Below are 21,268 nucleotides of genomic sequence, written 5' to 3'. Positions count from 1 at the left end.
ATTCGTCACACTGCTAGCATAGCGATGGACATTTTCTCTATAGACGAAATGTTTGTTGTGTAGGCAACACCTGGCTGAGGTTGTTCGCTAATCTATATGGCCTTTTTGGCTGCACCGACGTTATCAATTTCTCAAAAGTTTAATTCACATAAAGCCCTTGGTTTACAGGAAAAACCTGCAGAAATTTAAGATCTTTACAACAATACAATAACGGTTGATTTACCCTTAATAGCGCTCTACTCTAACCGAGGCAGGTAGCAGTGTAAGTGGTCATCCTTCGGCGAAATTCCAAGGCTCCGTCATTAATGTGTCAGAACGTGGCCCGCACCAAAAAATGGCAACATTGCACCATAAATGTGCATACTTAACTGTTTTATTTGCGCCATATTCGAACATACCCTTTGATTTCAGCGTGTTAAAGATCTGGCACAGCTCTGGCTTATAGAAGCCCTAATTACAGGCGGCGCCCAGCGCAGAGCTTATACAAAAGTTGACAAAGGGCATAAACCATACCCTACCCGGAGGCTTGAGAATGTCATCAGTTAAATCTGTTTTAAAACAGCTTGAAGAGTTGGAAGTAAAGTTTGTCGATTTGCGTTTTGTTGATACCAAGGGTAAAGAACAGCACGTATCAGTACCTTCTCATCAAGTAGATGCTGATTTCTTCGAAGACGGCAAAATGTTTGACGGTTCTTCTATTGCAGGCTGGAAAGGTATCAATGAATCTGACATGGTGCTGATGCCAGATGCGTCTACTTTTGTGTTGGACCCGTTCACCGAAGAAACCACTGCCATTATCCGTTGTGACGTACTCGAACCTGCCACCATGCAGGGTTACAACCGTGACCCACGTTCTATTGCCAAGAAAGCGGAAGAATATCTGAAGTCTACCGGTATTGCTGACACAGTACTGATTGGCCCAGAACCAGAATTCTTCGTGTTTGACGATGTGCGTTTCGGTTCAGATATGTCCGGCAACTTCTACAAAATCGGCGCCAAAGAAGCGGCTTGGAGCTCTGCTAACGAATATGAAGAAGGTAACACTGGTCACCGCCCAATGGTGAAAGGTGGTTATTTCCCTGTACCTCCAGTCGATTCATCACAAGACTGGCGCAGTGCGACCTGTCTGGTACTGGAAGAGATGGGTCTGAAAGTTGAAGCGCACCATCATGAAGTGGCAACAGCTGGTCAGAATGAAATTGCAACTCGCTTTAACACGCTGACCGCCAAAGCGGACGAAATCCTGACGCTGAAATATGTTGTACACAACATGGCCCATGCCTACGGCAAAACCGCCACTTTTATGCCAAAACCCATCATGGGCGATAACGGCAGCGGTATGCATGTACATCAATCTTTGTCTAAGGATGGTGTTAACCTGTTCGCCGGTGACAAATATGCTGGCTTGTCTGAAACCTGTCTGTACTATATCGGCGGTATCATCAAGCACGCTCGGGCACTGAACGCCTTCACCAACCCAAGTACTAACTCATACAAGCGTCTGGTACCACACTTTGAAGCCCCGGTAATGCTGGCTTACTCTGCCCGTAATCGTAGTGCTTCTATCCGTATTCCAGTAGTACCATCACCAAAAGCACGTCGTATCGAGACTCGCTTCCCAGATCCAGCCGCTAACCCATATTTGGCTTTCGCGGCACTGATGATGGCGGGCCTGGATGGTATCCAGAACAAGATCCACCCTGGCGATGCCATGGACAAGGACCTGTATGATCTGCCAGCTGAAGAAGCACTGGCTATCCCAACCGTCTCTGAGTCCTTGGACATTGCACTGGCGGCACTGGATGCTGACCGTGACTTCCTCACCAAAGGCGGGGTATTCTCTGATGACTTCATCGATTCTTACATCGCACTGAAGACTGCAGAATCAGAGAAAGTTAACCGTACAACTCACCCAGTAGAATTTGAGCTGTATTACAGCCTGTAAGAATTGCCCTGCAATCAACCCGATGAGTCAAGCCATCGGAGTATAAAAATAAAGCCCCGGGTTTATCCCGGGGCACTTATTTTGCCACCCTGCCTATATTCAGCGGCTTAACACTATGCCTTCTCCGGTAGCGAGCAGTTGCGTTAACCAGTCACTCAGTAATCGCAGCCGCTGTGATAAGTGACGGCGATGCGGATACAACAAGTACACCGGCATACTTGGCACCATAATATCTGGCAAAATCTGCTGTAACTCGCCCATTTTAAGATACTGGTTCAGGCCCAGCAATGGCGACTGGATAATGCCAAGATGGCCACGGCAAGCCGCGACATAAGCATCACTGTTATTGACAAACACGCTTGTCGGCATCGGCAACATTTGTAGTGTCTGCCCATCAAGATATTCAAAACCGCCTGGGTCACCGAAAGTGGTGACATATTGCACTAACTGGTGCTGCGCTAAATCTCTAAGCGTTTGCGGAATACCACAACGTTGAATGTAGGAGGCGGAAGCTACACTCACTTGTTGCAAATAACCCAGCTTTTTCGCTACAACGCCTTCCTGTTCCAGTTTGCCGATACGCAACACCGCATCAAAACCTTCAGCCACAATATCCACTTTACGGTCGGTACTGCTGATCTCCAATATCAGTTGCGGATGCTGCGCCATAAATGCCTGTAATGCTGGAAATAGCAAATGACGGGCAAAGCCTTGCGACATATCGATACGGATCCGGCCACTGAGAGACCGTTCCCGACGCAAAAACAGCTCTTCCAGTTCACTATAGTCACTGAGCAGCGCCTGACAGCGTTGTAGACATTGTTCGCCGTCTAGCGTTAACCGTACTTTGCGTGTAGTACGCTGCAACAAGCGTACTTGCCATTGCTGTTCCAACTGTTGCACCGTTTTAGACACTTGAGTGCGGGATATTCCTAGACTATCACTGGCGCCGGTAAAACTGCCTAACTCCGCCACGCGCAAGAAAATACGCATCGCTTCTAACCTGTCTTGCATTTTGATTATCCCTAATTTGGAACATATCTATCCTTTATATGTAGGTTTATCCACAAAATGCAAATCAATATGCTGATACCAACATCAACTCATGTGATAACGGAGACAACTCATGCAACAGATAACCCTGATTACCGGCGGTAGCCGTGGCCTTGGTAAGCATATGGCGCTGGCGCTTGCCGCTCGCGGACACGATCTAATCCTCACCTACCAACATAACGCTAGCGCTGCTGCCGAGGTCCAGCAACAGGTGGCGACACTTGGTCGCAAGGCTGAACTATTGCCATTGGACGTGGCAGACAGCAATACTTTTACCGACTTTGCCAAAACCGTCGCCGCACTGCTGCAGCAACATTGGCAAGGGGCAGCATTGAATCATCTGGTGAATAACGCAGGTATCGGTCTGCACCAGCCATTAGCGGCAACCACAGAGGCGCAATTTGACGAGCTGTACCGTATCCACCTGAAAGGTCCAATGTTTTTGACGCAAGCATTACTGCCGTTGCTAAGTGATGGCGGTTCAGTGCTGAATATCTCCAGTGGTCTGGCACGCTTTGCCATCAACGGTGCTGGCGCTTATGCGGCGATGAAAGGTGCCATTGAGGTACTAACTCGCTACTGGGCCAAAGAACTGGGACCGCGCCAGATCCGAGTTAATGTGCTGGCTCCTGGTGCCATCGAGACCGATTTCAGTGGTGGTGTGGTACGTGATAATCCAGAAATGAATCAATATCTCGCCTCGCAGACTGCGCTGGGACGGGTGGGATTGCCAACGGATATTGGTGATGCCGTTGCGTTATTACTCTCAGAGGAAGCACGCTGGATCACCGCCCAACGTATCGAGGCATCGGGCGGGATGTTCATTTGAAAAAACAGAAAAATATCTGTTAGTAACCGCTGAAATACCCACGGGGAATGGATTAAAATATGTAACAGTTAATCCATCCCCTTGTTTGATCCCAATGTTTTCCAAAATAGTAATGCTGGTGCTGCACTGGTTACCGGACAGATCTGATCTTCCAGAAGGACTGCGTATTGGTCTGCCAATGATGGCGGGCTTATTGTTATTTTCAGCGGTCGGGGATACCACCAGCGGTGTCAATGCGCTGATCTGTGCTTGGTTGGTGGGCGTCCAGGGCCGGAATATTGCCTATCCTAAACGCCTGACCTTATTGAGCTTATCGGCGGTTTTGTGTTGTGTCGGTGCCGGACTGTCCATGCTGAGTCTGATCCAACCATTACTGGGGATTGCGGTGCTGATGCTCGTCGGTCTGCTATATGGTTTATGTTCCAACCAACGTAAATATATTCAGTTGCTGACCTACAATGTGGGCTTCTCACTGATTTGTGCCATGCACCTGTTAGAAACCGATACGCCTTGGCTAATGGTGTTACTGTCAACCGCCTTTGGCAGTTGGAGCGCTATGCTCAGTGCCGTGCTAGCGGGCCCTTGGTTGTCAATCCAGCAAGGAGAGCAGCTACTGGCAAAAGTGACCCGACAATTTGTCAACTGGTGCGCTATCCTGGGTTACTCTGATGCGGCTAATGTTGGCAAGCGGCTGGCGTTGCGCGAACAGTTGGATGACGCGATTGCGGTGCTGGCCCACTGGCTACAGGAAATGCCGGACAACAGTGCCGTAAAACGTATCGCTGGCGGGCTGCGCTCACATCTGCAGTTGATAGAGGCAATGGAAGAGATCGGCCGTATTCGTCAGCATGAAATCTCTATGGCGAATGCGACGGCACTGCAACACTATCTGTACGAGTTTGCAGCTAACTTTGATGCTTTTTTGCTGCAAGGAGCACCGTTACCTCATCTGCCGCTGGAAAATGGGCTGCATCCTGCGTTAACTGCCGTTGAGCAACAGATCCAACAAGCGCTATTGCCCAGTACACCATTACCGGCGAATTGGCGCACAATTCTCAAACTTATCTGGCCTTCTGACGCCGACAGCATAAAAACCCAATGGCGCAAAGCACTGCATAAAGGCTCAAGGGAATGGCATCATGGTCTGCGTATTCTGTTCACCTTATTCTGTTGCCAACTAGTGGTAGAACTGTTGCCCTTCCAGCAGGGGTATTGGGTCACGTTAACGGCGTTTATCCTGCTGATGGCGGCACCACTTGGGCAGTTGCAATTGCGCATCTGGGGCCGTTTTTATGGCACGCTGCTGGGTTCTTTAGTGGCGTTGGCACTGGTGTGGTATTGCGGTACCGGTGCCTGGCTACTGCCAGCAACTTGTCTGACACTATTTCTGGCATTTGCGACTTACTATAAAGCTCGCTATGAGATCCATGTATTCTGGCTAACGGTGATGATGGTTTTTGCTATCACCTTGTTATTGCCAGCCGAACCTTATATCGCCTTTTACCGGGCACTAGATACGCTGACCGGAGTCGTGTTATCAGTGCTGGCAATGTATCTGTTTATTCCGAGCTGGACACGTCGCTGGCTGGATAACTACGTTTGCCACTTCATTGAGCTGGAACAACAGTGGTTGCAAAGCATCGCCAATGGAACGCCTGACATTGCATTGCGCTGGCAGGCTCATGCCGCATTGCGACAGCTGAGCCTGGAGGTCAGTTACATGAAACTGGAACCTAACACCTCTGCCAGAGAGTTGCAGGACTGGCAGAGTTTTTTGTGGTTGGGGCTGACATTGCACTGCACGCTAGTCGTGTTGGCAAGACAAGGCCAGCAATCGCAACTAAAGCCTTTTTGTCAACAACTGGCGGCTTGGTCAACGTTGTTTCGCAGGCGTTTGCAACCTCAATGGTCATTATTACCACCAGCCACAACTGTCAGTGATGAAGTTCATCAATGGCTGTTGCAGGATATTGCGCAACTGTATGCCTGGCTGCATTGGCAACAACCCTTCCAACTGACGCCCAAGCACCAGTGATACAAATTAATGAACCCGCTGATTTTGCTGGGCAAAACAGCAACAACCGGCTAGTCTTAACAAGACATTAACCAGTGGCAGGAACAGGTTATGCGTATTTTGCTGATCGTACTTTGTCTGTTATCTGTTGTGGCTCAGGCGACTGTCTATAAATGGGTGGACAAGGATGGCAATATTCATTATAGCGATCAACCGCATAGCAATGCGCAACAAGTGCAGTTGAATGAAAACACCGATAATCAGGTCAGCATGGCTCCGGTTAAGCCCCTCAATATTGCCGGTGCTACCGCAGTAACTGAGCAAAAGGCCATATATCAGGTCAGTATTCTATCCCCCCACCATGAAGAAACCATTCGTGACAACGCCGGCGACTTTACGGTAACAGGTGATGTACAGCCGCAACTGGCATCCGGCCATCACCTACAGCTATATATCGATGGCATTGCCACTACCGACGCCCAAACTTCGGCACTGTTTTCTTTGAAGGATATCGATCGGGGCGAACATAAACTACAACTCAAAGTTATCCAGCAAAACGGCAAAGTCCTTGCATCCAGCTCAGAAATTACCATTTTTCTGCACCAAGCTGGGCTAATCAAACCCGCGATTCCAGCACCGAGTGTCAAAAGAACCAATGGATAACTATTTTAATTCATGGTGTTATCCACATAGTTGCGTTCTTCTTAGTATTCGGTAGCAACTTGCGGCTTGCACCAGAATGGCGCACTATTATGGTGCACAACGATCTGGAATATGCCGATGGACACGAATTTACTGCTCAATCATCTGGTGACCGCAGTATTGGTTATCGACGGCGAGTTACGCCCGGCCTATGCCAATGCTGCGGCGGAACAACTACTGGGAGTTTCCAGTCATAAGCTGAAAGAACAACCGCTGACCGACAGTCTGCATATGCTAGCCATCGATGCCAAAGTGCTGAAAAACGCCGTCATCGGGCAACAAGGACTCACCGTCAATACCTCACAATTAGTGACGCTGGATGGGCAACACCATACCGTCGATTTAACACTGGTTCCTATGGAACATGATGCGGAACAATCGGCTTGCAGCCTGTTGGAATTGCGTCAGGTGGACCAACAACGGCGCATCCACCAGCAACTGACGCTGGATGCACAGCAGCAGGCGGCTCAGTTTCTGGTACGTAATCTGGCGCATGAGATCAAAAATCCGCTTGGTGGCTTACGCGGCGCGGCGCAACTGTTGTCAAAAGAACTGAGTGATGAACATCTGCGGGAGTTCACCACACTGATTATTGAACAAGCGGATCGGTTGCGTAGTTTAGTTGACCGTTTACTGGGGCCGCAAAAACCTTCGCAGCACAAAGTGTTAAACATTCACATGGTGATCCAGAAAGTATTGAATCTGGTAAGCGTTACATTACCACCAAACATTCGTTTGCGGCAGGACTACGATCCATCGATCCCAGACTTACCGATGGATGAAGACCAACTGCAACAAGCCATTCTCAACATAGTGCAAAACGCCATTCAGGCGCTCGAGCAACAGAAAGCCGGCGACATTATGCTCCGTACCCGTACGGCACATCAGGTGACTATTGGCACACAACGCCACAAGTTGGCGCTGATCCTGTCGATCATCGATAACGGCCCAGGTATTGCGCCAGAGTTAGTTGATACCTTGTTTTACCCGATGGTTACCGGCCGTAAGGATGGCAATGGTCTCGGGCTTTCCATTGCTCACAATATTGCACGTTTGCACGGTGGTCGTATTGACTGTAATTCGACGCCGGGCCACACAGAATTTAGCCTGACCCTGCCTATCAATCTGGATCAGGACAACTTATAAGGTCAGCAGAAGAGGGAACAACATGAGTGAACAAGTATGGATCCTCGATGACGACAGCTCCATCCGCTGGGTACTGGAGCGGGCACTACGCGGTGCCAAAATCAGTTGCAGCAGCTTTGCAGCGGCTGAATCTTTGTGGGATGCGCTGCAGATTGCCCAGCCGCGCGTCATAGTGTCTGACATTCGTATGCCTGGCACCGATGGGCTGACATTGTTGGAACGCATCAACGTCCATTACCCACATATTCCGGTCATCATCATGACCGCGCATTCGGATCTGGATAGTGCAGTGAGTGCCTATCAGGCAGGAGCATTTGAATATCTGCCAAAACCCTTTGATATTGATGAGGCCATTACGCTGGTTGAGCGGGCGATTACTCACGCCACCGAACATTCACCGGTACCCGTGGAGTCTCAGCTCAACACCCCGGAAATCATCGGCGAAGCCCCAGCCATGCAGGAGGTGTTTCGCGCTATTGGTCGCTTGTCGCGCTCATCCATCAGTGTATTGATTAACGGTCAGTCTGGCACAGGTAAAGAGCTAGTAGCCGGAGCACTGCACAAACACAGCCCTCGCCGAGATCAATCCTTTATCGCGCTGAATATGGCCGCCATTCCCAAGGAGTTGATTGAGTCTGAACTGTTTGGTCATGAAAAAGGGGCGTTTACCGGCGCTGCCAACGTGCGCCAAGGCCGCTTCGAACAGGCAAACGGCGGGACATTGTTTCTGGACGAAATCGGCGACATGCCACTAGATGTGCAAACCCGCCTGTTACGAGTGCTGGCAGATGGTCAGTTTTACCGGATAGGCGGTCACTCTCCGGTTCGCGTAGATGTACGCATTATTGCTGCCACCCACCAGGATCTGGAATTACTGGTACAAAAAGGTCAGTTCCGCGAAGATCTATTCCACCGCCTTAATGTCATCCGTATTCATCTACCGCCGTTATCACAACGCCGCGAAGATATTCCACAGTTAGCGCGCTATTTTCTATCCCAGGCGGCGAAAGAAATTGGTGTAGAAGCAAAAATTCTCACCAAGGAGACCGCTGCAAAACTACAACAACTGCCATGGCCGGGGAACGTCAGGCAGCTAGAGAACACCTGTCGCTGGCTGACAGTGATGGCCTCTGGACAGGAGATACTGCCTCAGGATTTACCCCATGAACTGTTTAAAGATCCCGTAATTCAGACAAATGGTAATGGTAATTCCCAAGACTGGCAGAGTGCTTTACGGCTATGGCTAGATCAGCGCCTGTCTCAGGGAGAAAACGATCTGCTGACGGAAATCCAACCTGCATTTGAGCGCATCTTGCTTGAGACGGCCTTAGAACACACCCAAGGCCACAAACAGGAAGCCGCCAAGCGTTTGGGCTGGGGTCGTAACACCTTGACCCGTAAGCTTAAAGAACTATCTATGGACTAAATAAACGCAGAAAGGGCCAGCTTTTCATGTCTAATATGACAAAAATATATGTTGTTGCGAGGATGATTCTAGCGTTGCTCAAATCTGGCTGAGTCAAAGTACTTAGAAGAACTCGCCTAGAGCGGATTATTTCGTAAAGAAAAAATTGGGTGAAGTCACTATTACATTAACTAGGCTTGATGTGGATTACTCATGCAATATGCCTAATAGAGATCAACACACTATTACCCCATACACCCTTCAACCTGAGCCTTCAAATCACCACCGCCCGTTCTTCTACGACATCATCAGGATCCTGGTGGATGATCACTTCTGCACTCGGAAACAATTCAAGAATACGGTTCTCAGCATCTACAGCAATTTCATGTGCATCATGCAATGATAGCGCCCCATCTAATTCCATGTGTAGCTGAATGAATACAGTCTGACCAGACTGCCGAGTTCGCAGATCGTGGACTCCCTGCACCCGTTTATCTAGGCAGGCAATTTCTGAAATTTGCTGACGGGTTTCTTCATCCAATTCCCGATCCAGTAGCGCTTGGATGGAACGGTATCCCAAGCCCCAAGACTGATGACCAATATAAAGCGCAATCAGCACGGCAAATAGACCATCGGCCCACCACCAGCCGTATTGTGCCAACACTAGCGCCAGTAACACTGCGGCATTAAGAAATAGATCGGATTTATAGTGCAACGAATCGGCTGCAACTACGCTGCTGGAAGTTGCATCCAGCGCTTTTTTCTGCACGATGACCAAAGCCAACGTCAGCACAATCGCGATGACCGACACCACGATCCCGACTGTGGCGTGTTGCAATGGCTCTGGAGTGATTAAGCGTCCACCACCGTGCAATAGGAGTAAGAAGGCACTGCCCATGATAAAAGCCGACTGCGCCAACGTTGCCAGATGTTCGGCCTTGCCATGACCATAACGGTGATCATGATCCGCGGGGATAAGTGCATAGCGAATAGCAATAAAATTAACCACCGATGCCATCACATCGGCAATAGAGTCAGTCACAGACGCCAGCATACTGGCCGAGCCAGACCACAGCCAGGCCAGTAACTTTATCAAGATCAGTGTAGAGGCAGTTGCGATTGCGGCACGACTTGCCAACTTTACCCAAAACGCATAATGGGAACTTTGTATCATCAACCAAGCTCAGAAAATTAACGTTAACTGAGCCTATGTTAACAGAGTCAATCGTCCTGGTCTGTGATCCACATTGGCATTTTTTCCAGCTGGCTTTTGAGCTCGGTCTTCTGTTTTTCGGTCAACAGATTATACAGCTGGTTGTGAAGCTTCATGCGTTGCAGTTGCTGTTGAGTGCGCCATTGCTGTTGCTGCTCAAGCAGTTTTTTCGCCTTGGACTCATCAAACTTCGCCGCGGTCATCACTTCCTGCATCGCCTTGTGCCGGGCAATACGGTCAGTTTGCATGCTATCGCGTTGAGCATCAAACAGCTTTTTCATAGCAGTTTTCTGTTCTTCTGTAAGCTCCAAGTGATGCATAGCCATAAAACCCATGTGGTCCATGCCATAGCCCATTCCATGAGAGAAGCCACCTCGCATCCCCATACCACCCGACATACCTGGTTCCATGCCTTGACCACGCATCATACCTGCACCTTTCCCCATATACTGAGGACATGGACAAGCGGGCGCTGGCGGCGGAGTAACATCGGCTTTTTCGGTCTTGCCAGCATCTGCTGCAAAGGCGCCTGTTGCCCAAAGACTAGACGCTGCTACCAGCGCCAACATACCTGTTTTAAGCTGCTTAACCATTGTTTTGTCCCTCACTTTGCAAACGGATTTCATGTGGATACCTTAAGTTTATATCCTGCACTGTAATAGTGGATACTCAATGAGTAAATCACCGTAAATAACACGCTATCCCACTGAAAATTAGCATCTTTACCCATTCTTACACAGCATGACTACAATTGACTGATAAATAGGTATACTGCTCACAATATATAGATAATGGCAAGCGTGTGGGAAAAGTCACTATGAGCCGGATTTTGTTAGTAGACGATGATTTGGCACTGGCAGAGTTACTGAGCCAATTGCTGGAGCTGGAAGGCTTTGAGCTGACAATGGCTTATGATGGTCAAACCGGGCTGAACATGGCACTGGCAGAGGATTTTGATATTATTCTGCTGGATGTGATGCTGCCGAAGTTAAGCGGTTTTGCAGTATTACAGGAATTACGCAGTAAAAAACAAACGCCAGTGTTGATGCTGACTGCCCGGGGCGATGAAATTGACCGAGTGATTGGGTTAGAGCGCGGTGCTGATGATTATCTGCCAAAACCATTTAATGATCGGGAACTGGTGGCAAGAATTCGTGCCATCATCCGCCGTTCCAATACTATCGCACAAGACATCCACCACAATAATGAGTTGGCGTTAGGTGACATCAAAATGGACCCGACACGTCAGGAAGCCTACTGCAACGAACAACTGCTGATGCTGACAGGTACGGAATTCAGTTTGTTATTCGCGTTAGCACAGCAAGCAGGCGACCTGATCAGCAAAGATGAGCTCAGTGAAAGAGTGCTGGGCAAGAAATTGATGCCATTTGATCGCAGCCTGGACATGCATCTTTCCAACCTACGCAAAAAATTGCCGGAGCGCCCTGATGGTCGACCACGGGTAAAAACCATTCGTGGCAAAGGCTACATCTGGATCCCTTAATGTCAGCGTTTTTTTTGCCCAACCGTCTGTTCATCAAACTGCTGATCGGTTTTTGGCTGTGTAGCAGTTTAATTATATTGGCAGTCGGCAGTCTGCCGCTGTTACAACAGAGCCATGAAGCTGGTGAGATCCCTCCGCCTATCATGAATGTTCTGCAGCGAGTGGCAGAAAAACTACAACGTTCGCCGGAACGATTACGCAATATTCGGACGATGGAAGGTGCGGACATTGACCATCATCGCCCGCTGGTGGCTCCGCCAGATGCCGACCCAACAATAAATTTTCCCGGACCCCGTGCTGAAGATCCTAAACGTCCTAGGAACATGGGAGAACAGCCGTTTCATCTGTTTATATTTGATGCGCAAGGGCAACTGATTAACAGTCCGAGACTGCCGCTGACAGTGCGCAATAATCTGCTGATGATCTCCGCACTGGAACGGCCGAGCCCGCGTGCTTTTAGTTTTCGTGAAGAAATGTTTTTCGGGCCAATTGTCTTTAGCGCTAATGGCGAAAACTACCGTTTGTATGCTGGTTTACCAGGGCCGCATCGGCTTCCGTGGTTCTTCTTTTTCATTGAACACAAACTGCTGACACTGTCGTTAGCGATTTTATTATCAGGCGTCTTATGTGCTCTGCTGGCTTGGCATCTAGGTAAGCCGTTGATGTCATTAAAATTAGCGGCCAATGCCCTAGCGCATGGAAACCTGACCAACCGGGTGGATGAGGCAACCTCCAGACGCCACGATGAGATTGGAGAACTGGGCATCGCTTTCAACAGCATGGCCGATGCTATTGAGCGCATGGTCAACAGCCAACGCCGCTTGATCAGTGACATTTCTCATGAATTACGTACCCCCTTAACCAGATTGCAACTGGCGCTAGCACTGGCACGCAAAAGAGGTTTTGCCGGAGAAGAAACCGAACGCATAGCCTATGAAGCAGATCAACTGGGACAGATGATTGCCGAGCTGTTGGAATTATCTCGGGTGACCCTTAAAACACCGGAAGAGAAAGTCTATGTCGGTCTCGCCGAATCTTTGAGTCAGGTGCTGGATGATGCCGAATTTGAAGCGGCACAGCAGGGAAAGAATATCCTTATTCAGATCCCAGAAGAGTTAGTAGTACCGCATTACCCCCGGCCCTTGTCACGTGCCATTGAAAATCTGTTACGCAACGCCATCCGCTACGCAGAAACCGAGATAACGCTCTGTGCCAGCGTGGAACAAAATAAAGTGCTGATTATTATCGCTGACGATGGCCCGGGGATTGAAGAACAAGAACTGCTAGCTATTTTTAAACCCTTCTATCGACCACAGTCCGCACGTGACCGCGAAACGGGTGGCTGGGGACTAGGTTTGGCCATTACAGAAGCTGCCGTGGCCGCACATCATGGCACCATCAGTGCCCGTAATCGCATCATTGGCGGTCTGGAAGTCACCATGAAATTGCCACTGGTGAGCTAGCGTCAAGCCATTTGCGGGCAAACCACATGTAATGGCCGCAAATGGTACATTCCCACCGCTGGATGGCTAAAAAAGCCCACTTCCCAAGGATTTTTACAGATAAACTGTTCCCTGATCTGTTCAAATAATGGTGAGGTCTTAGGAATTTGATACATCTCGCCACTAATGATGCTGTAGTTCCACACTATTGCTACCTCAAACGCAAGAGTCGCCCGGTTATCAATGGCAAAATAGCAGCGATTATCTTTGCGCAATCGCTGCGCTTTAAAGGTTTCTGGAAAGGTGATTAGGAAAATATCGTCATCAATAGATGATAAAATGCCATCACTGTTAAGTGGGGTTGGCGCAGTGCATGTGTTAACAATACACCTATCTTGTTGTTTTGCTCATTACGATCAATCTGGGGTGCTTTTTGTACTTAGCCCGCAACTGACAAGCCGCTGTTACCTGTAAACAATTACTTTTATAATGCCTGCGTTTTTAGCTGTCGGCCATACTTACCATGTTTCATATCGCTTTATACGAGCCAGAAATCGCGCCGAATACCGGCAATATCATTCGTCTGTGCGCCAATAATGGCAGCCAGTTGCACCTCATAGAACCGCTGGGATTTGATTTAGAGGAAAAGAAACTGCGCCGCGCCGGACTCGATTACCGAGACCTGACATCGGTGCAGCGTTATGCCAACTTCGAAGCCTTTCTACGTGCCATGACAGGTAAACGTATTTTTGCCTGTACCACCAAAGGCAGTCGCCCGCATTCAGAAGCGCACTATCAGCCAGGCGATGTGCTGCTGTTTGGCCCCGAGACTCGAGGTCTGCCATTATCTATTATCGAGTCACTGCCAACAGAGCAACGTATCCGCATACCAATGGTGTCCAGCAGCCGCAGTCTCAACTTGTCCAATGCTGTGGCAATTATCAGTTATGAGGCATGGCGCCAACAAGATTACGGAGCTGCCCGCTAGTGCTTCTCCGACCGCTACGATTTTGATAAGGTACTGATTACAAGACTCCCTATTCAGGAAGTGGCGGGAATGAGCAAACTGAAAAGCCGCATCAAAACCCAGCATCAGCTTAGTTTCCACGGTGATTACAGCTGTGAAACAGTCGCTTTTTTTGACGACAACATACTGGTGCTGCGGCTGTGGGATCAACAGGCCAGCCAACCTTTATTGCAGTTTCGCCGCGCAGAAGATTTGCAGCTGTTGTTGTCATTGCCACTGGCTGAATATGACGGCAGCCAGATTTTTTGTCGCTGGGGCGATGGTTTAGCGTTGTTAGGCAAGTCTGGACTGTGGTTCTGGCCTAGCATTGCCGAACAGGAAGCAGAATTTTACCCACTGCACAACGGTGACGTATTGCAGCAGCAACTCAATGGTCAGCAGTATCAATTTACACCATTACAAATGGTGGCTCTTGATGAACAGCAACTACTACTGCGAATGAGCGGCGCTAATAACCGCAATGGCCGAGCAATTTCCTGGCTGTTCATTAACGAAGACGGTAACAGTCATATCGTTAACCGTTTTAAAGAACTCGACGATACCGAGGTGCTGCAGTTACCCGCTTTTGCGCAAACACAACCTGAGCTGGCGGCAATAGCCGTCAACAACGGCACCATCTGGAGTTTGTGTTATCCACAAACTGGCGCAAAGCAACACACAGCCAATGTGAATGTATTGGTGCCTTACCAATATCGGCTGCCAAAAACCTTGTTGGGCTCGCTGTCGAAACTGCTGGGTGCGGGTCAAAAACGCGAATTACTACTGCAGCCCGGTCTGCAACCACTTGCTGGCGGAGATGCTTGCTTTAGTGAAAACCATCAATGGTTATGGTTGCATCCTAAAGGCAAGAGCAGTTTAGATTGCTATGCCATTGGCTCTGGTCTTAGTCAGCATCAGATCAGTCTTACACCAGGGCAAAATCTCGGTGATATCAGCAAACGCCAAGCGCACCTGAGTTTCTGGGATGAAAAGCACTTTCTGGTGCATAACGGCACGCAGCTTAACCTGTGTGAAGTGCTGTTACCCACTACTACCGCCTAATTCGTCAGTATTCTGCCCTTACATCAGTAATCTGTGTCTGTCTGGCAGTGATAGCGATTAGCCAATATGGCTAACAGAATCGCAGCCAAGGCACAAAAATGCCGGCACATGGCCGGCATTTATCAGCTCAGAGATTAGTCAACCGCCAAAGCCCACAGCTTTGATATCCAGTTGTTTTACCTGCCCATATTTAGCAGCAATCGGTGCAATCTTGGCAGCGTTACCAATCAACACAAACTGCAGCTTATCTTTGGGAAAATAGGTATCAATCAAGCGTTTGCTGTCAGCAACAGTCAAGCTGTCCACCCGTTTCTGAAAATCGTTGATATACGACGCATCAAAACCGTAGATATACATATCTGAGAGCAGCCCCGCCAGCTCACCGTTGGTTTCGTAACGCGGTGGGAACTGTCCTTTCACGTAAGTTTTCGCCGACGCCAGCGTTGCCTCATCAATGCCTTTATCCCACAACCGCTGGTAGGTTTTCAGCGCCAGATCAATTGCCTGCTCAGTGGATGACATTTTGGTAAAGGTACTAATTTCAAACAAGCCAGCGTCGCGATAACTGATAAAACTGGAACGCGCGCCATAAGTGAGACCAGAATTTACCCGCAACTCATCATTAAGCCAGGAAGTAAAGCGCCCTCCGAGAATGGTATTCACCACGGATAACCCAATATAGTCTGGGTTGTTACGGGCCACCCCCATACCGCCAATCAGGAAGGTCGTTTCAATGGCATCCGGTTTATCCACCAGCAGCACTTGCGATTGCGTCAAGCTTGGCAAGCCCTTGCTCAAATCCAGCATAGGTGCAGGCTTCTGTGATGACCAACGACCAAATAGCTGCTGCAGTTTGGCTTTCATTTGTACCGGGTCAAAATCACCGACCACGCTGATGGCGGTGTTGCCTGGCTGGTAAAACTGGTGATAAAACGCTTTCACCTCTGGCAATGCCAGCTTCGCCAATGAATCACGATCACCCGAAGTAGCATTGCCATAGGGGTGCTCAGCAAATATCAGCTTGCTGAAATAACGGTTAATCACCGACTTAGGACTTTCTTTAGATTGTTCCAATTCGGCAATATTGCGCTGCTTCAGTTTGGCAAATTCCTGCTTATCAAACCGTGGCTGCAACAACACATCGGCCACCAGCCCGAGCATGATATCAGTATCCTTAGCCATAAAGTCAGCACTGAGGTAGCTACCCTCACGGCCGCTACTGGTGTTTAAACTGGCACCGAGAAAATCGATCTGTTGTTCCAATTGCTGCTTGCTGTGTTTACCCGCACCTAATAACAAGGAATCCGCCGTCATACTGGCGATCCCTCCGATGTTGTCATCGACACTCCCCGCCCTGACAACAGCATTGACAGTAATCAATGGCACTTCTTTTTGAGGCATCAGCATCAGTGTCAAGCCATTGTCCAGTGTCACTGTCTCATAAGCTGGTAGCTGAAATTTGCCGGTATCCTGACTCACTTGCACAGTGGCGGCTGCAGTTTTAGAGGCTGGCTGGGAAGCAGACTGACAGCCCATGAGGAATAATGTCGTCGCCGCAAGCAGTGTCAGTGGTGTTGCAATATTTTTATAGTTCATTTGTCTGCCTCCTCTTCGGCAGCCAGTACGCCGACAGTACGGTTAGCCTTGTTGAGATAAACTTGCGCGACCCGTTGTATATCCGCCAACGTCACTTTGTTATAAGCAGTTGGCGCATCAAACAGCTTCTGATAACTGCCAAAAAACAGTTCATAGGTGCCAATGGTGTTGGCCTTACCGTTAATGGTTTCCATGGTGCGATAAAAGTCCATCAGCTTGAGGTTTTTCGCTTTATCGAGCTCCTGCTGAGTAACACCTTGACTGGCAACATGATGGATCTGTGCTAGCAGCGCCTGTTCCAACTTGCTTTCAGTCACGCCCGGTGCCGCCACCGCGAGGACATACAGCAAGTTCGGGTCAAATGCCATCGGCATATAGGTCTCAGCCTCCAAGGCTAACTGTTGATCCACCAGCCCACGGTACAAGCGGGAGCTATTACCGTCACTGAGAATAGACGTCAGTAGATCCAGTGCGTAGTAGTCGTTATCACTGCTGGCAGGAACATGGTATGCCAACATAATGTTAGGAGTACTAACTGATGCCTTTTTGACAAAAATACGGCGCTCACCTAACTGTTTAGGTTCAACCGTTTTTATCGGTGCAGGCGGTTGCTGCGCCGGGATCGGAGCAAAATATTCATTTGCCAGCCGCTGCACTTTCGCTAGGGTCACATCACCAGCAATTACCACCACAGCGTTGTTTGGCGCGTAATAGGTTTTGTGGTAATCCACTAGATCTTGCTGTGTCCAGGCGGCAATGTCTGACTCATGACCTATTACTGGCCAACTATAAGGATGTGCTAGAAATGCTACACCTTTCACCGGTCCTTGCAGTGCCTGCCAGTTTGAGTTTTCCAACCCGGTAGTGCGTTCCGATGCCACCACGCCCCGTTCACTGGCAACCATTTTCGGATCAATGTCCAGGTTCGCAATACGATCCGCTTCCAACTTAAAGATGGTTTCTAGTGCGTTGGCAGGGAACCAGTCGGTGTATACCGTCACGTTCTCGGTGGTATAGGCGTTGTTTGCGCCTCCTGCGGCTTCCATCGTGCGGTCAAACATCTTCGGCCCATAGTGTTTGGAGCCGTTAAACATCATGTGTTCAAAGAAATGCGAGATACCGGTAATGCCAGGCCGTTCATTACGGGAACCGACTTTCCAGAACAGGTACATGTTAGCGTTGGGGATGGATGAATCCTCCAACACCATAATTTTCATGCCATTAGCCAGAGTAAAACTCTGAATATCCTTGGCGGTGGTCGCTTGTGCTGTAGCGGCGCTAAACAGACCTAGCGACAACAGCAAAGCGGTCAGTTGACGCTTCATGGTGTGCTCCTGAGATAAGTGTTCTCAGGTATCTTGTGGTGCTGGCACTAAGATGGCAAGTTTACAGCTGTTACAGCCGGATGCTTTTTGTAAACAAGCATGTAAAAGACTTGGCGTTTAATTATTTACTACTTTACGTTTAATTATCTTCATCTTGGGCGTTTCCATTTGATGATCTTTGGCAGCTGCCTCTTTCGCTTGTTGCAGATACTTTGCTTCCCGCTGTCCGCGTTCATTAAACTGTTGTTGCGCTTTTTGTCGCTCTGACTGCTCCCACGGCTCTTGCTGCTGCCGAGCTAGCACTGCCTGTTCCCTTGCCGCAGTTGCGCCCGCAGCAGCTTGGGCTTTTTGCAGTTGCGCCGCTTCTGTTTGTTGTGCCACTTTACTTGCTTGTTCCGCCGCTTTTTGTCCCACCTGACTTAACTCCGCCGCCGCTAATAATCCTGGCAATAGCAGCAATATACCGAGCAATGGTTTTAGCATGATATTTTCTCCGACAAAAAACTCTGTATCTGACAATCATAGTCACACATTTATGTGGTCAAATAGGTAATAATGATCTTTTTTGCAATAAATCAAAAATTTGATTGAGGAATGCGCCAAAACTGTTTATTTTTTGCTACCCAGAAAATAGGCAATCGGCATATTGGATGTGTCCTTTAAGTGGGACAGCAGCGGAGCAGCGCGGATGATGGATTGGACACAAATATTGGCGCAATTACAGGCAGATGCCGCATTGCAACCACAGTTGAAGATCTGGCAGAAACAACCACATGAAACGCCGTTGGCACTGTTCCGTAACGCCATCATTGTTGCCGCTAACCAAGCCGCGTTGGACTACTTCGCTTGTCTGCGCACCGAAATTATTAATGCCGCATTATATGATTTTGCACCACGGCTACAACTGAACGGCCAAAGCAGCATTGAGCAGGCTCGGCGCTTATTTGAAGCCTCGGTCGCCAAACCGCAGGTACAAGAATGGCTGCATCTGAATCGAGACGGTAAAGAGCTGCCCACCCGCCTTTATCTGTACCCGGTGAAATTGCATGAAGATGTGCTGGTACTGGTACGGTTTCAGCATCTGGATCGCCGCAGCCAACCGAGACGAACCCGTAATGACGAATTTGCCGCGATTCCTCGTGGGGTGCTTTCCGGCATTCTGGAAGAGAGCGCCGAGGCAGTTGCCATCACCGATGCCCACAATGTAATACTGGCCGTGAATAAAGCGTTGTGTCGTTTGTCTGGATATAGTACGGCACAACTGCTGGGGAAATCACTGACGGTGTTAGAGGTGGCTGACGACATCCATCAGCAGGAATGTAGCACAGCACTCAAAGAACGTGATTTCTGGCAAGGTGAGATGTTCAAGCTGAAAGCCGATGGCTGTCAATTCCCTGCATGGCAAAGCAGTCGTCGCATCATCGCCGATGGCACACCATATATGGTGACGATTTTCAGTGATATCAGCGATCGTAAAAGATTGGAAAATCGTCTTACTGAGCAAGCGATGTACGATGTGCTCACGGGTTTGCCAAACCGCCGTCACATGAAAAAACTGCTAAGTGAAGCGTTAGAATTCAACCATAAACATGCCGATGCTGAACGCTTAGGCGCTCTGATGTTTCTGGATCTCAACGGTTTTAAACACGTCAATGACTGTTTTGGTCATTCCATGGGTGATCGCATTTTGCAACTGGTTGCCGCACGGCTGGAAGCAGGCTGCATTGAGATGGCCGACATTGCACGTATGGGCGGTGACGAATTCACATTGATCCTCACCGAATGTCAGAGCCGCAAAGAGATCCGTTGGTTTGCTGATCAGATAGTCAAGTTGTTTGATACACCATTTGAGCTGGAAGGACAGAAATTCTACCTCGGAACCAGTATCGGTATCAGTCTGTTTGATGGTGAAAAAATTAGCTCGTCACAGCTGTTAAGCCAAGCCGATACCGCGATGTATTGTGCCAAACGTAGCGCCGACCACATTATGTTTTACGATAAAAGCATGAGCGATGCTGCCGAGCACCGATTAAAACTGCTGGGCGATTTACGCCATGCCATGAGCTTAGGCCAGTTCAGCATTTACTATCAGCCCATTGTGAAGCTGAAGGATAACCACTTACTGGGGGCTGAGGCGTTACTGCGCTGGCAGAAAACCCCACATGAGTTGCTGGAAGCTGCCGATTTTGTGCCTTTGCTGGAAGAAACCGGGTTGATTGTCAGCGTCGGCAATTGGGTGTTGGAACAAGCGTGCCGCCAAGCAGCGCTGTGGCGCAAAGAGGATCATCCAGATTTCACAATTTCAGTGAATGTATCGCCGATGCAATTGGAGCATTCTGATTTTGTCAGCCAAGTTAAACAGGCGTTGAAAAATGCAGCCTTGCCTGCCGATGCGTTGGCCCTGGAAATTACAGAATCGGCACTGCTGCATTATCCCCAGCAAGCTCGGCAAACATTGGAGAACCTGCATAATTTAGGGTTGAAAGTGACCATTGATGATTTCGGCACCGGCTTTTCTTCACTGAGCCGTTTAGGCAATATGCCAATTGATGGTTTAAAGATTGACCGTGAGTTTGCCGGACAACTTGATAGCTCTCGCGGTCGTAAGTTATGCCATGCCATCGTACAGTTAAGCCAGGCATTGGAGTTGTCTTACGTAGTGGAAGGAATTGAGACCGAACAGCAAAAGGCGGTACTGCAGGATATGGGCGAAGGCCAGGCACAGGGATTCTTCTTTGGTTATCCACTACATCCGCAACAATTCGCCCTCGCGCATTTTCAAGCGCGCGTTGTTAGGTAGTTTGTCATAAGACAGAAAGCTGCCAGCTTCAGGAATCTCCTGCATAGCTCCCCTGCAAAGCGATGCGCTGGCAGCCCTGACACACCAGATCTCGTTTTGGTGCCCGCTCATTAGAAAATTGTTGCTGTCTGAATGCCGTGATCTGGGCACGATTTCGCAATGTAAATCGCTTTGCGATGTTTGATTGCCCAATCTATCGACAATTATCCCCCGCACGCACCACTGC

At 49.1% G+C, this 21,268-nt stretch carries 18 protein-coding genes; 11 read left to right on the top strand and 7 right to left on the bottom strand.

Going from position 1 to position 21,268, the window contains the following annotated elements; genetic code table 11:
• Nucleotides 1-532: 532 nt before the first annotated feature.
• Nucleotides 533-1,945 carry a glutamate--ammonia ligase gene (gene glnA, locus J3L11_RS14910; protein ID WP_133040001.1) on the top strand — a complete coding sequence of 471 codons (1,413 nt, stop codon included), beginning with the start codon at nucleotides 533-535 and terminating at the stop codon, nucleotides 1,943-1,945.
• Between the two features lie 99 nt (nucleotides 1,946-2,044).
• Here glnA and J3L11_RS14905 read toward each other — a convergent pair whose 3' ends face one another.
• Nucleotides 2,045-2,959 (bottom strand): LysR family transcriptional regulator, encoded by a 915-nt coding sequence (locus tag J3L11_RS14905; protein WP_207571533.1) that lies wholly within the window; start codon nucleotides 2,957-2,959, stop codon nucleotides 2,045-2,047.
• Between the two features lie 112 nt (nucleotides 2,960-3,071).
• Here J3L11_RS14905 and J3L11_RS14900 point away from each other — a divergent pair, with 112 nt between their 5' ends.
• The 5 genes from J3L11_RS14900 (at nucleotide 3,072) to glnG (ending at nucleotide 9,115) form a co-directional block, all read left to right on the top strand.
• Nucleotides 3,072-3,827, top strand: coding sequence for an SDR family oxidoreductase (locus J3L11_RS14900; RefSeq protein WP_207571532.1), 756 nt, complete (start codon nucleotides 3,072-3,074; stop codon nucleotides 3,825-3,827).
• Nucleotides 3,828-3,921: 94 nt separating this feature from the next.
• Nucleotides 3,922-5,862 (top strand): FUSC family protein, encoded by a 1,941-nt coding sequence (locus tag J3L11_RS14895; RefSeq protein WP_207571531.1) that lies wholly within the window; start codon nucleotides 3,922-3,924, stop codon nucleotides 5,860-5,862.
• A gap of 90 nt (nucleotides 5,863-5,952) precedes the next feature.
• Nucleotides 5,953-6,504 carry a DUF4124 domain-containing protein gene (locus tag J3L11_RS14890; RefSeq protein WP_207571530.1) on the top strand — a complete coding sequence of 184 codons (552 nt, stop codon included), beginning with the start codon at nucleotides 5,953-5,955 and terminating at the stop codon, nucleotides 6,502-6,504.
• Nucleotides 6,505-6,621: 117 nt separating this feature from the next.
• Nucleotides 6,622-7,689, top strand: a complete 1,068-nt coding sequence (gene glnL / locus J3L11_RS14885) for a nitrogen regulation protein NR(II) (protein WP_207571529.1) — start codon at nucleotides 6,622-6,624, stop codon at nucleotides 7,687-7,689.
• 22 nt (nucleotides 7,690-7,711) lie between these two features.
• Nucleotides 7,712-9,115 carry a nitrogen regulation protein NR(I) gene (gene glnG / locus J3L11_RS14880; protein WP_133040007.1) on the top strand — a complete coding sequence of 468 codons (1,404 nt, stop codon included), beginning with the start codon at nucleotides 7,712-7,714 and terminating at the stop codon, nucleotides 9,113-9,115.
• A gap of 253 nt (nucleotides 9,116-9,368) precedes the next feature.
• On the opposite strand, the gene J3L11_RS14875 is transcribed toward glnG, so the two are convergent.
• Together J3L11_RS14875 and J3L11_RS14870 are read right to left on the bottom strand one after the other, a co-directional pair.
• Nucleotides 9,369-10,268, bottom strand: a complete 900-nt coding sequence (locus tag J3L11_RS14875; RefSeq protein WP_207571528.1) for a cation diffusion facilitator family transporter — start codon at nucleotides 10,266-10,268, stop codon at nucleotides 9,369-9,371.
• 47 nt (nucleotides 10,269-10,315) lie between these two features.
• Complete coding sequence (locus tag J3L11_RS14870) at nucleotides 10,316-10,900, bottom strand: Spy/CpxP family protein refolding chaperone (RefSeq protein ID WP_165900160.1); 585 nt, start codon at nucleotides 10,898-10,900, stop codon at nucleotides 10,316-10,318.
• Between the two features lie 224 nt (nucleotides 10,901-11,124).
• Between J3L11_RS14870 and J3L11_RS14865 the strand changes: the two genes are divergently transcribed.
• A complete protein-coding gene (locus J3L11_RS14865; RefSeq protein WP_133040010.1) occupies nucleotides 11,125-11,811 on the top strand; it encodes a response regulator in 687 nt (228 codons plus the stop codon).
• Entirely contained in the window at nucleotides 11,811-13,274 is a 1,464-nt protein-coding gene (locus J3L11_RS14860) for an ATP-binding protein (protein ID WP_207571527.1), read from the top strand. Before J3L11_RS14865 ends, J3L11_RS14860 begins: the two co-directional genes overlap by 1 nt.
• A gap of 2 nt (nucleotides 13,275-13,276) precedes the next feature.
• Here J3L11_RS14860 and J3L11_RS14855 read toward each other — a convergent pair whose 3' ends face one another.
• On the bottom strand, nucleotides 13,277-13,528 hold the full coding sequence (locus J3L11_RS14855) for a hypothetical protein (RefSeq protein WP_207571526.1): 252 nt from the start codon (nucleotides 13,526-13,528) through the stop codon (nucleotides 13,277-13,279).
• Between the two features lie 248 nt (nucleotides 13,529-13,776).
• Here J3L11_RS14855 and trmL point away from each other — a divergent pair, with 248 nt between their 5' ends.
• Together trmL and J3L11_RS14845 are read left to right on the top strand one after the other, a co-directional pair.
• Entirely contained in the window at nucleotides 13,777-14,241 is a 465-nt protein-coding gene (gene trmL, locus J3L11_RS14850) for a tRNA (uridine(34)/cytosine(34)/5-carboxymethylaminomethyluridine(34)-2'-O)-methyltransferase TrmL (RefSeq protein WP_133040013.1), read from the top strand.
• A gap of 69 nt (nucleotides 14,242-14,310) precedes the next feature.
• Nucleotides 14,311-15,321 carry a hypothetical protein gene (locus J3L11_RS14845; protein WP_207571525.1) on the top strand — a complete coding sequence of 337 codons (1,011 nt, stop codon included), beginning with the start codon at nucleotides 14,311-14,313 and terminating at the stop codon, nucleotides 15,319-15,321.
• 138 nt (nucleotides 15,322-15,459) lie between these two features.
• Here the strand turns inward: J3L11_RS14845 and J3L11_RS14840 are convergent, their stop codons facing one another.
• The 3 genes from J3L11_RS14840 to J3L11_RS14830 form a co-directional block, all read right to left on the bottom strand.
• Nucleotides 15,460-16,917 (bottom strand): pitrilysin family protein, encoded by a 1,458-nt coding sequence (locus J3L11_RS14840; protein ID WP_207571524.1) that lies wholly within the window; start codon nucleotides 16,915-16,917, stop codon nucleotides 15,460-15,462.
• On the bottom strand, nucleotides 16,914-18,242 hold the full coding sequence (locus tag J3L11_RS14835; protein WP_207571523.1) for a pitrilysin family protein: 1,329 nt from the start codon (nucleotides 18,240-18,242) through the stop codon (nucleotides 16,914-16,916). Before J3L11_RS14835 ends, J3L11_RS14840 begins: the two co-directional genes overlap by 4 nt.
• A gap of 117 nt (nucleotides 18,243-18,359) precedes the next feature.
• A complete protein-coding gene (locus J3L11_RS14830) occupies nucleotides 18,360-18,725 on the bottom strand; it encodes a hypothetical protein (RefSeq protein ID WP_133040017.1) in 366 nt (121 codons plus the stop codon).
• 205 nt (nucleotides 18,726-18,930) lie between these two features.
• Between J3L11_RS14830 and J3L11_RS14825 the strand changes: the two genes are divergently transcribed.
• Nucleotides 18,931-21,042 (top strand): EAL domain-containing protein, encoded by a 2,112-nt coding sequence (locus J3L11_RS14825; RefSeq protein WP_207571522.1) that lies wholly within the window; start codon nucleotides 18,931-18,933, stop codon nucleotides 21,040-21,042.
• The last annotated feature ends 226 nt before the right edge of the window (nucleotides 21,043-21,268 follow it).

This window comes from Shewanella sp. 4t3-1-2LB, assembly GCF_017368415.1.
GTDB classification, from domain to species: Bacteria; Pseudomonadota; Gammaproteobacteria; order Enterobacterales; family Shewanellaceae; genus Shewanella; species Shewanella fodinae.
The sequence above is the reverse complement of the archived record's forward strand: the minus strand, read 5'-3'. Positions and strand labels throughout refer to the sequence as shown.